Origin of the sequence: Paenarthrobacter aurescens (genome assembly GCF_025421775.1) — a bacterium.
In the GTDB taxonomy this organism is placed as follows: domain Bacteria; phylum Actinomycetota; class Actinomycetes; order Actinomycetales; family Micrococcaceae; genus Arthrobacter; species Arthrobacter aurescens_B.
This window is the reverse complement of the sequence record NZ_JAOEFX010000002.1, coordinates 630127-646074: the sequence shown is the minus strand read 5'-3', so window position 1 is coordinate 646074 and position 15948 is coordinate 630127. Positions and strand designations below refer to the sequence as shown.

Sequence of the window (15948 nt, the reverse complement as noted above, 5' to 3'; positions counted from 1 at the left end):
GCGTCTCCCCCCGAACCCTCCTGTCTATCTTCAAATCACACCCAAGCGGGCGGGGGCCCCCGACCGTTGGGGGGGCCCCCGCCGTCGTTATTGGGCTGCTTAGGACACGTTGTTTTCGTAGTCCATGTCCTTGGTCTCGCGCGTCAGCCAGAGCGCGATGAAGGTCACCACTGCGGCGGCGGCCATGTAGACGCCCACCAGCCACGTGCTGCCGTTCGCTGCAGACCAGAGCGCGATGGCCACGAATGAGGCAGGAGCTGCACCGATCATGGAGGACAGGTTGTACGCCACGGCCGAACCGGTGTAGCGGACATTGGCCGGGAACAGCTCCGGGAGGATCGCCGCCATGGGTCCGAACGTGAGGCCCATGAGGGTGAAGCCCACGATGAGGCCAACCATGGCCGCTGCCTGGCCCGGACCAAACATGGTGAACCAGAGCGCACCGAAGACGAAGATGCCGACGGTGACGCCCAGCAGGAACTTGCGGCGACCCCACTTCTCAGCCAGCGGTCCGGAGACCACCGTGAAGATGCCGAAGAAGACGACGCCGATGATCAGCATCCAGAGGAAGTCGGACCGGGTGATTCCCAGACCAGGGACGAACGCTGCGATCTGGTCGGCCGTCATGGGCTTGCCGGCTTTTTCAGCCGCTGCCTGCGCACCGGCCAGGGTGGGCTTGGTGCCGTAGGACAGGGTGAACGTGGTCATGATGTAGAAGAGCACGTAGGTGGCGAACATGATGAAGGTACCGGCAACAACGGGGCGCCAGTGGCTCTTGAGGGTGGCCGCGAGGGGCAGCTTCTGCACCTTTTCCTGCTCGATCACCTTGGTGAAGGACGCGCTCTCCACCAGCTTCAAGCGAACATAGAGGCCCACGATGACCAGGACTGCGCTGAGGATGAACGGCACGCGCCAGCCCCATGCAAGGAACTCTTCGGCGCTCAGGGCCACGTTCATCCAGATGAAGATGACGTTGGCGATGATAAAGCCGATGGGGGCACCAAGCTGCGGGAACGTTCCGTAGATGGCGCGCTTGCCCTCAGGGGCGTTCTCTGTTGCCAGCAATGCGGCGCCGGACCATTCTCCACCCAGGGCCAGGCCTTGGAAGAAGCGCAGGATGACCAGCATGATCGGCGCCAGGATGGCCCACCCCGGCATGGAGGCCGTGGGCAGGAGGCCGATGAGGAACGTTGCGATACCCATGGTCAGCAGCGAAGCAACCAGGGTTCCCTTGCGGCCGATCTTGTCACCGAAGTGGCCGAAGACCACGGCACCGATGGGACGGGCGAAGAAGGCGACACCGAAGATGGCGAACGCACTGAGCAGCGCGTTGATGTCGGTGGCATCGGGGAAGAAGAGCTTCGGGAAGACGAGTACCGACGCGGTGGCATAGGCGTAGAAGTCGTAGAACTCGATCGTCGTGCCGATCAGGCTCGCGAAGATCACCTTGCCCCGTGAGTTCACTGGCTTAGTGGACTCACCTTCCTTGGATGGTGCAGTGGAAGACATGTATTTGCAGCTTTCGTTCACACCGGCAGATGCCCCAGGAGCCTGTCCGGCGAAGGAATATTCGAGAGTTCAATAATAGTTCCCGCTGTCCATTGAATGGACAACTAAGTCCAATATGCGGACGTTCGGAAAAATCCCACGTTGTGGTCCGGGCCACATTACCTCACCACGGCCTCACGCGCCGGTGATAGCTCCGATAGGGAAATGTCACAGGGCGTTTACAAACGGCGTCCGTCCACGAAATGCGTGAAACCTACCTTGGAATGACAACGTCCCCCCACCAAGGAGCCACTCCGTGACTGTTGACCGCTCCGCAGAAGAACTGGCACCCGTCCAGTCCACTGCCACCGCAGCCCCCGCCCTTGAGCACCGCCCCGGCCGCTGGATTGCCAACTGGGATGCCGAAGACAAGGGCCAGTGGGAAGCCGAAGGCCGGTCCATCGCCAAGCGAAATCTCTACTGGTCGATCTTCGCCGAATTCCTCGGTTTCGTCGTCTGGCAGCTGTGGTCCATCGTGGTGGTCCAGCTCCCCGCAGCCGGATTCACCTTTGATACCAACCAGATCTTCTGGCTCATCTCCATCCCCAGCCTGGTAGGCGCCACGCTCCGCATTCCCTACACGTTCATGGTGCCGAAATTCGGCGGCCGGAACTGGACCATCGTCTCGGCCCTCCTCCTCCTGATTCCCACCACGGGCCTGGCCATCTGTGTCTCGAACCCGGAAACGCCCTTTGGCGTCATGCTCCTGATGGCCGCACTCGCCGGTTTCGGTGGCGGCAACTTCGCCAGCTCGATGGCCAACATCACCTTCTTCTACCCCGCCCGCGAAAAGGGTTGGGCGCTGGGCCTGAACGCAGCCGGCGGAAACCTGGGTGCCGCCGTCGCACAGCTTGTTGTCCCCATCGCCATCACCCTCCTGGCAGCCGGAACGGTCAACCTGCCCATGGCGGGCATCATCTGGATTCCGCTGATCATCATCGCCGCCTTCGGCGCCTACAAGTACATGAACAACCTCACCAGCGCCAAGGGTGATGTGGCCGGCTCCCTGGCCGCCCTCAAGGAACCGCACCTGTGGGTCATGGCGTTCCTGTACATCGGTACGTTCGGTTCGTTCATCGGCTTCGCAGGCGTCTTCCCCAAGCTGATCAAGGACTACTTCCCGGACTTCTCCTCCATCCATGTCGGCGCCGTGGCCCTCTCCCTGGCCTTCCTCGGCCCGCTGGTTGGCTCGCTCGCGCGTCCCTACGGTGGCCGCATGGCCGACCGCATGGGTGGCGCGCGGATGACCATTGCCTCGTTCGCTTCGATGGCTGTCATCACCCTCACCATGATTTGGACGCTGCCCCTAAAGAACTTCTGGCTCTTCCTCACCCTGTTCCTGCTGCTTTTCCTGGCCAGCGGGTTCGGTAACGGCGCAACGTACCGCATGATCCCGGTCATCTTCGCAACGTCCAGCCGGGCAGCACGCTCGGGCGCACCGAGTGCCACCACGGCGCGGCTCGCTTCTTCCTCGCTGGGCCTCATCTCCGCGATCGGCGCCTACGGTGGCTTCGTCATCCCCCAGGTGCTCAACGCTTCCAACTCGGCCAGCGGCTCCTACACCCCGGCCTTCTACGGATTCGTGGGCGCCTATGTCCTGATGCTCGCCGTCTGCTGGGTCTGCTACATCCGCCCCGCCCAGAAGCGCAACACGATCGGACACATCTAGATGCCCAACGGCGCCGATACCCATTGCCCCTACTGCGCGCTCCAGTGCGCGATGACGCTGACCCCGGCTGCACCTGCAGCCGGGGGGACAGCGGCAGCGCGCGCACCGGAAGCAGCACCCGCCGTGCCCCTGGAAGTTTCCGGGCGCGACTTCCCCACCAACCGGGGCGGGCTGTGCCGCAAAGGCTGGACATCGGCGTCGTTGTTGCGTCACAACGGCCGTGTCACCGAGCCAATGCTCAAAGGATCCGACGGCGTGCACCAGCCGATCTCCTGGGACCAGGCGCTCATGCTCATCACGGCCGCGGTCAAGGATACCCAGCAGCAGTACGGGAATGACGCCGTGGGCGTTTTCGGCGGTGGCGGCCTCACCAATGAGAAGGCGTACCTGCTGGGCAAGTTCGCCCGCCTCGCACTTCGCACGTCCCGGATCGACTACAACGGCCGGTTCTGCATGTCCTCTGCCGCCGCTGCCGGGAACCGCGCGTTCGGTGTGGACCGGGGTCTCCCCTTCCCGGTCACCGACCTCGACACGGCGTCCGTGATCCTCATGCTCGGCTCCAACGTTGCCGAGACCATGCCTCCGTTCGTCCAGCACCTGCAGGGCGCACGGGACGCCGGCGGCTTGATCGTGGTGGACCCCCGCCGCTCGGCTACTGCTGCTTTCACGTCCGACGGCGGCGGCCTCCACTTGCAGCCGACGCCCGGCACTGATTTGGCCCTCCTCCTGGGCATCAGCCACGTGGTGGTCCACGAAGGACTGGTGGACGCAGCTTTCATCGAAGCGAACACCAGCGGCTACCCTGCCGTGGTACGCAGCCTCAACGCTTTCTGGCCCGAACGCGTCCAGTCCATTACCGGTGTCCCGGCCACCCTCATCCGCGAAACCGCCCGCCGCCTGGCCCAAGGCGCACGCGCCGGCGGCAGCTACATCCTCAGTGGCCGGGGTGTGGAGCAGCACGTAGACGGCACTGATACCGCCACTGCCGCGATCAACCTCAGCCTGCTCCTTGGCCTGCCCGGCTCGGCCCGCAGCGGCTATGGCACGCTCACTGGCCAGGGCAACGGCCAGGGCGGCCGCGAGCACGGACAGAAGGCCGACCAACTTCCGGGTTACCGCAAAATCACCGATCCTGCCGCCCGCGCCCACGTCGCCGGCGTGTGGGGCGTCGACGAGTCGCTGATCCCCGGACCCGGCCTGCCCGCCGTCGAACTGCTTAAGTCGCTGGGACAGCCCGACGGCGTCAGGTGCCTTTTCGTGCACGGTGCCAATGTGGTGGTCTCGGCGCCAGACACCAACGCGGTGATCCGAGGACTTCGCAGCCTGGATTTCCTGGTGGTCTGCGACTTCTTCATGTCCGAGACCGCAGCCGAGGCCGATCTCGTGTTGCCCGTAACGCAGTGGGCCGAAGAAGAAGGCACGCTGACCAACCTCGAGGGCCGCGTGATCCGTCGCAGGCGCGCGCTCACGCCACCCCCGGGCGTCCGCAGCGAGTTGTGGCTCATGGCCCGGCTTGCCCGGCTTCTTGATGCTCCTTCGACGTTCAGTGATGATCCCGAGACCGTTTTCGAAGAACTGCGGCTGGCCTCGGCGGGCGGCTTGGCCGATTACTCCGGCATCGACTACGCCATGCTGGACCGGGGCGAAGCTGCCTACTGGCCCTACCCTGTGGGCAGTACAGGTACTCCGCGCCTCTTCGCTGATGGGTTCGCCCATGCCGACGGCCGTGCAGTGATGGTTCCTGTGACTCCCTCCAAGCGTGCTGTTCGTTCTTTTGCGGACGACTCCCTGGCGCTCGCCACGGGCCGGCTGCTGGAGCACTACCAGTCCGGGGCCCAGACCCGCCGCGTGAACGAGCTGATGGCCTCTCAGCCGCAGGCCCGGCTCCTCATCCACCCCGGCACAGCAGCTGCCCGCGGAATAGCCGACGGCGACTATGCCGCGGTCACCAACGAGCGCGGAGAAGTGCTCTGCCGCGCTGAGCTCAGCAATACGGTCCGACCGGACACTGTCTTCCTGCCGTTCCACTTCCCGGGCCAGGAAAACGCCAACCGCCTGACGGAGGCGGCAACGGATCCCATTTCCGGCATGCCGGAGTTCAAGACCAGCCGGGTATGGGTCCGGCGGGCAGTCTCCACCCAGGAACTGGCCTCGTACACAGTTCCTGCCGGAACGCGGCTGCCATTGCACGTCAAGGAGGCATCATGAGCGAGCGCATTGTTGTAGTTGGATTCGGGCCCGTCGCGGCACGGCTCATTGACGAACTGCTCCCCGCCGTTCGCACTGGGCTGGTCCAGTTGCTCATCGTCGGCCAGGAAGCGGAAGCGGCCTACAACCGTGTGATGATTGCCGAGCTAGGCGTTGGCCGCACCACAGCCGAGGCCTTGGCGATGGCTGACGCGTCCGAGCTGGAAGCCGACGGCGTGGACGTCCGGTTGGGCGTCAAGGTCAAACGGATCGACCGGGCCCGCCAACACGTAGTCCTCTCGGACGGCACAACTGAACACTACGACCGTTTGGTGTTTGCCACCGGCTCCCGTCCCGTCATTCCCAACCTGACCGGGCTCAACCCTGATCCTGCCGGGCCTGTACTGCCCGCTGGCGTCACGGCGCTGCGTGACCTGCGGGACGCCGCCGTGCTTCGCGCCGCGGTTGCCGACGGCAAGCGCGTGGTGGTCCTGGGCGGTGGCGTGCTGGGCCTGGAGACCGCCCTTGCCGCCGCTGAGGAAGGCGCGCAGGCAACGGTGGTGCACAACGGGCCGTTCCCCTTGGGGCGCAGCATCGACCGCGGCAGTGGCTCCGTCCTCACCAACAGCTTGCGTGCCGGCGGTGTCCGGATGGCCGGCAACGCACGTTCCACCGGCATTGAAACGTCCGGTCCCGACGGGAGCTTCTCGGCGCTGCTGCTGGATGACGGCTCGGCGATCGACGGCGATCTGCTGGTCTTGTCGTGTGGTGTTCGCCCCCGGATCGAACTGGCCGAGGGCTGTGGACTACCTGTTGCGTCCGGCATCCTGGTGGACCACCACCTCCGGACCTATCATGAACCCCACATGTTCGCGATCGGCGATTGTGCCGAAGTGCGCTGCCCCGACGCATCCTGTGTTGATTGCCGCACAGCCAGTGGCCCCTCAGGCTTGGTAGGTCCTGGATGGCGGCAGGCCGAATGGTTGGCTGAATACTTGGTGGTCCTTGCCCGTGATGGCCAGGCCGCCGCAGATGCCTTGGATGCACTTCCGAAGGAGAAGCCCGGAGTGGTGGTGTTGAAGGCACGGGGCATCAACCTTGCAGTGGCCGGCGACAACCAGGCCGATCCTTGGGACGAGGAGTTGCTGGAAGCCGGCGCTGCGTCAGGGCGTGCCCGTCGGCACATCTCCCAGTGGGCGGATCCCGAACATGGCCGCTACGTCAAGATGACCACCCGTGGAGGGGTCCTGGAGGGCCTCGTAGCTGTGGGCATGCCCAGGACTGCAGCTGAACTCGTGGTGCTGTTCGAGCGCTCCTCTGAGCTGCCCGCCGACCGGTCCTTGCTGCTCCGCCTCGATGGGCCCGACCAGCTCGATGCTGGCGGCGCCACCAGCAACGATCCCCAGCGCACTGTGTGCCGTTGCGCCGGGGTGAGTGCGGCCAGCATCGGGGATTCCGTGCTGGAAGGCTGCAGCACTGTTGGCGAGGTGTCCAAGGCCACCCGCGCGGGCACAGGCTGCGGAGGGTGCCACGAGGACATCAGGGGGATCATCGAAAAACATTTCCAGGCGGCTGCCGCCTGAAGCGCCTGGCTTCGCCGTTGCGTATGGCACCCAGAGCGCGGGAAAGCTGCGCGTTCGCTGGAAATTCCCCTGCGAGCCCGCAGCTCCCGCGCGAGTTCGTATCCAGCGGTCTAGAATTCCGGGGTGAAGATCCCTGAACCTGCTCCCGGCGTCTTTTTCGTCGAGGGACCTGCATCCAACTGGCTCATTGTCCGTGACGACTCCGGCTTCATGCTGATTGACGGCGGTTACCCGGCGGACCGCGACCTGGTGCTGGAGTCCGTCCGCCAACTCGGCCTGGAGCCTGCCGATGCCAAAGCCATGCTCATCACCCATGGCCACGTGGACCATACGGGGTCGGCAGCGTACTTCTCCCGGACCTACGGCACACCCATCCTCTGTTCCCCCGTGGAACTTGCCCACGTCCAAGGCAAGGAGAAGCATCAGGTCACGTTCGGGCAGGTCCTCGTCAGGGCCTGGCGCCCCACGGTGTTCCGCTGGATGCTGCACGTCATCAAGGCCAAGGCCCTCCGGGCCGAGCCGGCCACACATGCCGTGGCCTGGACCGAGGAGGAGCTCCAACGCCTGCCGGGGAAGCCGGAAGCGATCCTGCTGCCCGGGCACACTCCGGGTAACGCCGCGATCCTTCTCCGGGGCGTCGGAGCGATCGCTGTGGGTGACTCGTTCGTCACCGGCCACCCGATCAGCGCGACGTCCGGCCCCCAGATGCTGCACAGCATGTACCACGCGGACCCCGCTGAGGCGCTGGCTTCCGCCAGGCAGCTGGAGAGCGTACAAGCCAACGTGATCCTGCCGGGACACGGCCCCGCGCTGCATATGCCGCTGGCCCAGGCTGTGGGTGCCCTCCAAGGCTAGAACGCAGAAACGCCCGTTTCGATGGCTTGCTGCACAGGGTGCCGTGCGAACGGCATCATGCGCAGCGAAGCCCCGAAACGGGCGGTCGTGCGGTCTGAGGGTGCTACATGTGGACGTGCAAGCGCCGTGCAGCTTCGGAGATGGATCCGGTGAGCGACGGGTACACCGTGAAAGCGCTGGCGACGTCGTCCACGTGCAGCTTCTGGGTCACGGCCACGGAGATCGGGAAGATGAGCTCGGAAGCGTTCGGGCCAACCACCACGCCACCGATCACGGTGCCCGACCCCTTGCGGGCGATGATCTTGACGAAGCCGTCCTTGGTGTTGCGCATCTTGGCGCGGGCGTTGCTGAGCAGCGACAGCATCACGACATCGCCTTGGTACTTACCAGACGCAAGGTCGGCCTCGGAAACACCTACAGAGGCGATCTCCGGGGAGGTGAAGATGTTGGACGCCACTTGGTTGAGCTTGAGCGGCTTCACGCCGTCGCCCATGAAGTGCGCGATGGCGATGCGGCCCTGCATGGCGGCTACAGAAGCCAGGGCGAAAACGCCTGTGCAGTCGCCGGCAGCGTAAATATTCGGGGCGGTGGTGCGGGAAACACCGTCAACCTTGATGTGGCCTGACTCCGTGAGTGTCACTCCGGCTTCTTCAAGGCCGATTCCTGCCGTGTTGGGAATGGAGCCAACACACACCAGGCAGTGCGAACCTGTCACGACCGATCCGTCGCCCAAGGTGACCTTCACGCCGTCGTCCGTCCGCTCGACGGCGTTGGCACGCGACTTGGACAAAACGCGCACGCCGCGGCGTTCGAAGACACCCTCCAGCAGCTTGGCAGCGTCCGTGTCCTCGCCGGGGAGAACCTGGTCACGGCTGGAAATGAGGGTGACCTTGGAGCCCAGGCCGTTGTAGGCGGAGGCGAACTCGGCTCCGGTGACGCCGGAACCAACCACGATCAGTTCCTCGGGAAGCTCGTCCAGGTTGTAGATCTGTGCCCAGTTGAGGATGCGTTCGCCGTCGGGCTTGGCGGTGGGGAGCTCACGCGGGTGGGCGCCGACAGCCAGCAGGATGGCGTCGGCATCAATGGTGCGGGTGCCATCGATGGTGAGGACCTCGATGGTGTTGTTATCCAGCAGCTTGCCGGAACCGATAACAATCTCCACGCCAAGGCGTTCAAGGCCCGCGCGGATGTCCTCGGACTGGCCGTGGGCCAGGTTCAGGACGCGGTCGTTGATGTGTTTGAGGTCGGCGCGCGGCTTTGAGGCTGTGCCGTCGCCGTCGAACTTCACTCCCAGTTCGTCCGCCTCACCAACGCGGGTCATGAGGTCGGCGGTGGCGATCAGGGTTTTGGAAGGCACGACGTCGGTCAGCACGGCTGAGCCGCCCAGGCCGGCGCGCTCAACGATGGTGACGTGGGCGCCGAGTGAGGCGGCCACCATGGCAGCTTCGTAACCACCGGGACCACCTCCCAGGATCGCGATACGGGGGGCACTGAAGTCAACTTGGGTGGTCACAATCCTCAATTCTCGCTCATTGCACCGGCGGCTGCCAGTCAGCCCACCCTCACCCACACGTGGACACCTACCAAATTGCTTCGGGGGCAGGGTAGCTTGTACCAGTGAGTAACACTGAGCTGATGAACACAGACCCCTTCGAAGCCGCACAGGCCGCCGCTGACTTCATTGCAGCGGAGACCGGCATCGAGTCCCACGACGTAGCCCTGGTGCTGGGATCCGGCTGGGCCGAAGCCGCCGACCTCATCGGTGAAACCACCGCCACCCTGAACGCGTCGGAGGTCCCCGGCTTCCACAAACCGGCGGTCGTGGGCCACGTAGGCACCATTCGCTCCGTGCTCACCAAGGAGGGCAAGCGCGCTTTGGTCCTGGGGGCAAGGACCCACTATTACGAAGGCCGCGGCGTCCGATCCGTCGTCCACGGCGTACGCACGGCAGCAGCCGCCGGATGCAAGACCCTGGTGCTCACCAACGGCTGCGGCGGACTCAACGAGGACTGGACCCCGGGCACTCCGGTGCTCATCAGCGACCACATCAACCTCACCGCAACCTCGCCCCTTGAAGGCGCCACCTTCGTGGACCTCACCGATCTTTATTCCTCCCGCATCCGGGATCTGGCCCGCGAAGTGGATCCGTCCCTGCAGGAGGGTGTGTACGCGCAGTTCACCGGACCGCACTACGAGACGCCCGCCGAAGTGCAGTACGCCAAGCGGATCGGCGCCGACCTTGTGGGCATGTCCACCGCGCTGGAAGCCATCGCCGGGCGGCACGCGGGCATGGAAGTTTTCGGCATCTCCCTGGTCACCAACCTCGCAGCCGGCATCAGCCCCGTCCCGTTGAGCCACGCGGAGGTCCTGGAAGCCGGCCAGGCCGCGGGCAAGCGGATCTCCAAGCTGCTGGCTGAGATCATCGCCAAGCTCTAGGACGTACCCCAAGGAATGCGTGGTCACCGGAGGGTGGCCACGCATTCCTGTTTAACGGCCCCCTCAACGTCTCAGCAGCAACGGCTCAGCAGCAACAGCTCAGCAACGCGTTTGCGCTAACAAGTCCGCCGGGGAAGTAAACGCACAGCAAATTCTCAGAATAAATCGGATTTGTGTCGAAACATTTGATTGCACGAGCCTCGATATGCCACGCGCGCATGTTGGCAATGTAAGCGCTTGCGCAAATACTGGCGGGTAGCCGGACAGGCTCATGAAATGCCCTTTGATTTGCGACCTAACACGTGTCTAGCGTGGAGAGTGTTCCGGTAAGTCGACGTGCCGGAACACACCGCGGCGAGCGCCTCATAAGGACTCGTCGCCACCTCGAAACGATGGCGTCCCTCGAAGACGCTTCCAGCGGATCGACGGACGCCTGAGTAAAGAACCCCTCATCAGGGGACAGGGCATGCGCCCCACTCCACGAAGTCCAACACTCCGCGAGAAGAGCAAGCATGAACACGCACTCAATCCCTCCAAGGCCACGCCGCCGTCTGCGACGGGCAGTAGCCGTCGCAGCGGCAGCCAGCGTGGCAGGCAGCATCCTGCTGGTCACGCCGGCTGCGCAGGCAAACCTGCCGGCCGACCCGCCGTCGAGCACCATGCCGGCACCCACGCCCGGCTTCCCGCTGCCAACCACCCATACGCAGCAGGCCTACGATCCGGCAGCAGACTTCACGTCCAAGTGGACGCGAGCCGACGCCAAGCAAATCATGGCCCAGAGCAACCCCAACGTTGCCCCCGGCCAGAACTCCATGAGCCCCAACGTCACCATGCCGGAAATCCCCAAAGACTTCCCGGCCATGAACGACGACGTCTGGGTCTGGGACACCTGGTCCCTGACGGACGAGAACGCCAACCAGATCAGCTACAAGGGCTGGGACGTCATCTTCTCCCTGGTTGCTGACCGGCATGCGGGTTATGGATTCGACCAGCGCCACTGGAACGCCCGCATCGGCTACTTCTTCCGGAAGACCAACGCCGATCCTGCCAAGGACAAGTGGAACTACGGCGGACACCTGTTCCTGGACAACACGTCCATCGGCAACACGGAATGGTCCGGTTCCACGCGCCTCATGCAGGGCAACAAGATCAACGTCTTCTACACGGCCACTACGTTCTACGACGTCGCCGAGCGCAATGCAGGCGGCGGAGGCATTGCCCCTGACGCAGCCATCGCCAAGGCCTTGGGGAATATCCACGCGAACCAGAACGGCGTGACCTTCGATGGCTTCCAGCACACCAAGCTGCTGGAACCGGACGGGAAGCTCTACCAGAACAAGGCCCAGAACCCGGGCTTCGCATTCCGTGACCCGTACACCTTCGCGGATCCGGCACACCCGGGCAAGACCTTCATGGTCTTCGAAGGCAACACCGGCGGCACCCGCGGCTCCTACAAGTGCAAGCAGGAAGACCTCGGCTACCAGCCTGGCGATCCCAACGCCGAAACCGTGGCCCAGGTCAACAGCACCGGTGCTTGGTACCAGACCGCCAACGTGGGCCTGGCTGTGGCAGACAACAAGGACCTGACCAAGTGGAGCTTCCTTCCACCGATCCTGTCCGCCAACTGCGTCAACGACCAGACTGAGCGTCCGCAGATCTTCATCCAGAACGAGAACGGCAAGAACAAGTACTACCTGTTCACCATCAGCCACCAATTCACGTATGCGGATGGAATGCGCGGTCCCGACGGCGTGTACGGATTCGTCGGAAACGGCGTCCGGTCCGACTACCAGCCCGTCAACAACAGCGGCCTGGCTCTTGGCTCCCCCACAGACCTGAACATGCAGGCGAACGCGCCTGAGGGTCCGGACCCACGGCAGAACGGCCGCCAGTTCCAGGCCTACTCGCACTACGTGCAGCCGGGCGGCCTCGTCCAGTCGTTCATCGACAACGTGGACGGCGTCCGCGGCGGCTCCCTGTCACCCACCGTGAAGATGAACTTCAAGGGCGGCGTGACCCAGGTTGACCGCAGCTTCGGCAAGAACGGGCTCGGCCCGTTCGGCTACCTGCCCACCAACGTCCGCGTTGGCGGCGAAGGCCACTACAAGTAGGCCGTAACACCCTGGCCGTGAGGCCACGGCAGGGGTGTTGGCTCCAGGAGAGCCGGCACCCCTGCCAACCCCCAACCCCTTCAGGATTCCTCCCCATGACTTATCCCAACCCCCCCCTGTCCCGCCGCCAAATGCTGGCCGCAAGTGCCGCCGTCGTGGTCGCCTTTTCTGCCGCTTCCTGCACGGCCAGCCCGACGCCGGCCCCCACCCCGGCGGGTCCGGCACCCACCGCTTCGGATCCGTGGCGGCCCGTGGTCCACCTGACAGCTGAAAAGAACTGGCTCAACGACCCCAACGGGCTGGTCTATCACGACGGGACCTATCACGCGTTCTACCAGTACAACCCGCGTGGAAACTCGTGGGGCAACATGTCCTGGGGCCACTCCACCAGCAAGGACCTGATCCACTGGGAACAGCAGCCCGTGGCCTTGGAGGCGAGCCTCGAGGAAGAGATCTTTTCCGGCTGCATCGTGATGGATACCAACAACGCCTCCGGTCTTGGCTCAGCCGGGAACCCACCCATGGTCGCCCTCTACACCAGTGCCTATGGCAAGAACGGCGCACTCCCCCAAGGTGCCCAAGCGCAGTCGGTGGCCTTCAGCCTGGACCAGGGAGCCACCTGGCAGAAGTACCGGGGCAACCCCATCCTGAACCTCGCACCCACCAACAACAACTTCCGCGACCCCAAGATCACCTGGTACGAGCCCGGCCGGTACTGGGTGATGACCACAGTGGTGGCCGACGCCCAAGTGGTCAAGCTGTTCAAATCCACGGACCTGCTCCACTGGGACTACCTGAGTGACTTCTCCGGCGCCGGCGCGCAGGGAGGGCTCTGGGAAGTACCGGAACTCCTCCTGATGGATGTGGAGGACTCCACCGCGAAGAAGTGGGTCATGCTGCTGAGCATCAACCCCGGTGGCATCGCCGGTGGTTCGGGCATGCAGTACTTTGTGGGCGAGTTCGACGGAACGCACTTCACAGCCGAAAACGCGGCCGCACCTGATGCCCCACTCAACGAATCCCAATGGCTGGACCATGGCGCCGACTACTACGCGGCGAACTCCATCTCCGGCGCGCCCGGGGACAAGCCAGTGCTTCTCGGCTGGATGGGCAACTGGGACTACGCCCAGCATGTACCCACCACACCGTGGCGGGGCGCCATGGCAATTCCCCGCGAGCTCACGTTGGTTCGCGGCGCGAAACGGCTTGAGTTGCGGTCGGCCATAGCGGGCGCAGCGCGGGAGACGCTGGAACGCCCAGGTGAAGTGAAGAGCAAGAACCTCACCGTCGGCTCCTCGCAGCAGGACCTTGGCCAGGACTTCACGGGCCGCGCCCAAATGATCGAGCTGGACATGGACCTGACCTCGGCACGGGAGGCAGGAGTCCACCTCCGCCAGTCCGCCGACGGCAACACCGGCCTGCGCATCTCCTACGACAAGGAAACACACACGGTGAAGGTAGACCGTTCAAAGGCCGGAACCACCAACTTTTCGGAGAAATTCAGCCCGTACCACGAGGTGACGCTGCCGGCCTCGGACAACACCGTGCGTCTCGGGATTCTCCTGGACTCCTCCTCCGTGGAAGTGTTCGCCCAGGACGGTGTGGCCGTTATCTCGGACACGTTCTTCCCGGACTGGGATGCCACGGGGTCTTCAGCATTCAGCATTGACGGCGACACGGACTTCACCGTCCGGACGCGAGCACTTTAAGGCCGTCGAGGGGCGGGATTCCACCCATTAAGACCACTGTCAGGGTCGGGATCCCACCCCACGTTGCCTCTGAGTCCTCCATTTGAGGATAGTTTTGTCCCTATGACATCCAGCGATGCCGCATTTGAACAGCTGATCACCGACGCCCGCCACTGGGCCTCCCAAGACCCGGACCCGGCGACGGCGGCCGCTCTGGTGGAGCTCGCCGACCTGGCCGGCGGCGGTGACGCGGCAGCGGCCCAGGAACTGAACGACAGCTTCAACGGCACGCTTCAGTTCGGCACAGCAGGCCTCCGTGCGGCGCTCGGCCCGGGCCCCAACCGGATGAACCGCGTCGTGGTCCGCCGGGCTGCGGCAGGCTTGGCGGCCTTCCTCACCGAGGCGGTAGCCTCAGCTGCGCCGGGAACCCAGCCGCGCGCCGTCGTCGGCTTTGATGCACGCTACAACTCGGACATTTTCGCGGAAGAGACTGCGGCCATCTTCACCGCCGCGGGCATCGAGACGTTCCTGATGCCGGCGGCACTTCCGACGCCGTTGCTCGCCTACGCGGTCAGGAACCTGGATTGCGACGGCGGCGTGATGGTCACAGCGAGCCATAACCCTCCGCAGGACAACGGTTACAAGGTCTATTTGGGGCGGCACGCTGTCTCCGAAAGCGGCCGCGGTTCGCAGATCGTGGCGCCCTACGACGCCGGGATCGCGGCAAAGATCGAGGCTGTGGGCACGTTGGATTCGATTGAACTGGCGGACACCGGCTGGTCGGTGTTGCCGACGTCCATCGCCTCGGATTATGAAACCGCCATGGCTGGCCTGGTGGATCGGGAACACTTTCCCGCGCGGGACCTCAAGATCGTCCTGACTCCCATGCACGGTGTCGGCGGCGAAACCGCCGTCGCTGTCCTGACTGCTGCGGGGTTCAGCGACGTAACTCTGGTTGCCGAACAGGCACAGCCGGACCCGGACTTCCCCACCGTCGCTTTCCCCAACCCGGAAGAGCCCGGCGCACTGGACCTGGCTCTCGCGGCTGCCGCGGACTCGGGTGCGGACATCGTCCTGGCCAACGATCCCGACGCCGATCGGGCCGCGGTTGCTGCCTTGGATCCCGCCACGGGTGCCTGGCGGATGCTCAGGGGCGACGAAGTGGGGGCGCTGCTGGGCGCTCACGTCGTGGCGCGCATGGCCGCCGCTGCCGGGGACGAGCCGCAGACAGGCGTCTTCGCCAACTCGATCGTGTCCTCGCGACTGCTCTCGCGGATCGCCGCAGCGGCAGGCTACGCCCATGAGGAAACCCTCACGGGCTTCAAATGGATTTCCCGCGTACCAGGCCTGACGTACGGGTACGAGGAAGCGCTGGGCTACTGTGTGGCGCCTGAACTGGTCCGCGACAAGGATGGCATCTCAGCCGCTGTCCTGATCGCGGAACTGGCGGCAGCCGCAAAAGCAGAGGGCAGGACGATCTTCGACACCTTGGATGACTTGTACTTGGTGCACGGATTGCACGCGAGCGACCAGCTCAGCATCCGGGTGGCGGATTTGGGCCTCTTGGACGCCATGATGAACCGGCTCCGGGTCAACCCGCCCGAAGCGTTCGGAGGCTCCGCCGTCGAGGTCTTCACCGACCTTGCCGAAGGCAGCGAAGCCCTGCCGCCCACCGACGGCTTGCTGTATCTGACCCGGGACCAAAGCCGCGTGATCATCCGTCCCAGCGGCACGGAGCCCAAGCTCAAGTGCTATCTGGAAGTCATCCAGCCCGTGGAGTCCGCGGCGGAACTACCCGACGCCCGCCAAGCAGCACGGACATCCCTGGACGATGTCCTCAGGGATGTCCGCGAAGCGCTGGGTTTGTAGGA

General features: G+C 64.6%; 10 protein-coding genes. 8 read left to right on the top strand and 2 right to left on the bottom strand.

Annotated elements, in window-relative coordinates:
• Window positions 1–99 precede the first annotated feature (99 nt).
• A complete protein-coding gene (locus tag N7568_RS06230) occupies window positions 100–1509 on the bottom strand; it encodes an MFS transporter (protein ID WP_261609012.1) in 1410 nt (469 codons plus the stop codon).
• Window positions 1510–1804: 295 nt separating this feature from the next.
• Between N7568_RS06230 and N7568_RS06225 the strand changes: the two genes are divergently transcribed.
• From N7568_RS06225 to N7568_RS06210, 4 genes are all read left to right on the top strand, one after another.
• Window positions 1805–3217, top strand: coding sequence for an MFS transporter (locus N7568_RS06225; protein ID WP_261609011.1), 1413 nt, complete (start codon window positions 1805–1807; stop codon window positions 3215–3217).
• A complete protein-coding gene (locus tag N7568_RS06220; protein WP_261609010.1) occupies window positions 3218–5425 on the top strand; it encodes a molybdopterin oxidoreductase family protein in 2208 nt (735 codons plus the stop codon).
• Window positions 5422–6987 carry an FAD-dependent oxidoreductase gene (locus tag N7568_RS06215; protein ID WP_261609009.1) on the top strand — a complete coding sequence of 522 codons (1566 nt, stop codon included), beginning with the start codon at window positions 5422–5424 and terminating at the stop codon, window positions 6985–6987. The genes N7568_RS06220 and N7568_RS06215 overlap by 4 nt, the downstream gene beginning before the upstream one ends.
• Window positions 6988–7110: 123 nt before the next feature.
• Window positions 7111–7842 (top strand): MBL fold metallo-hydrolase, encoded by a 732-nt coding sequence (locus N7568_RS06210; protein ID WP_261609008.1) that lies wholly within the window; start codon window positions 7111–7113, stop codon window positions 7840–7842.
• A 103-nt stretch (window positions 7843–7945) separates the two neighbouring features.
• Here N7568_RS06210 and N7568_RS06205 read toward each other — a convergent pair whose 3' ends face one another.
• Window positions 7946–9355 carry an NAD(P)H-quinone dehydrogenase gene (locus tag N7568_RS06205; protein ID WP_090820643.1) on the bottom strand — a complete coding sequence of 470 codons (1410 nt, stop codon included), beginning with the start codon at window positions 9353–9355 and terminating at the stop codon, window positions 7946–7948.
• Window positions 9356–9477: 122 nt separating this feature from the next.
• Here N7568_RS06205 and N7568_RS06200 point away from each other — a divergent pair, with 122 nt between their 5' ends.
• From N7568_RS06200 to N7568_RS06185, 4 genes are all read left to right on the top strand, one after another.
• Window positions 9478–10278: a purine-nucleoside phosphorylase gene (locus N7568_RS06200; RefSeq protein WP_261609007.1), complete on the top strand. Its 801-nt coding sequence runs from the start codon at window positions 9478–9480 to the stop codon at window positions 10276–10278.
• 512 nt (window positions 10279–10790) lie between these two features.
• Complete coding sequence (locus N7568_RS06195; protein ID WP_261609006.1) at window positions 10791–12389, top strand: glycoside hydrolase family 68 protein; 1599 nt, start codon at window positions 10791–10793, stop codon at window positions 12387–12389.
• Between the two features lie 95 nt (window positions 12390–12484).
• Window positions 12485–14098, top strand: a complete 1614-nt coding sequence (locus tag N7568_RS06190; protein WP_261609005.1) for a glycoside hydrolase family 32 protein — start codon at window positions 12485–12487, stop codon at window positions 14096–14098.
• Between the two features lie 102 nt (window positions 14099–14200).
• A complete protein-coding gene (locus N7568_RS06185) occupies window positions 14201–15946 on the top strand; it encodes a phospho-sugar mutase (protein ID WP_261609004.1) in 1746 nt (581 codons plus the stop codon).
• Window positions 15947–15948: the final 2 nt, after the last annotated feature.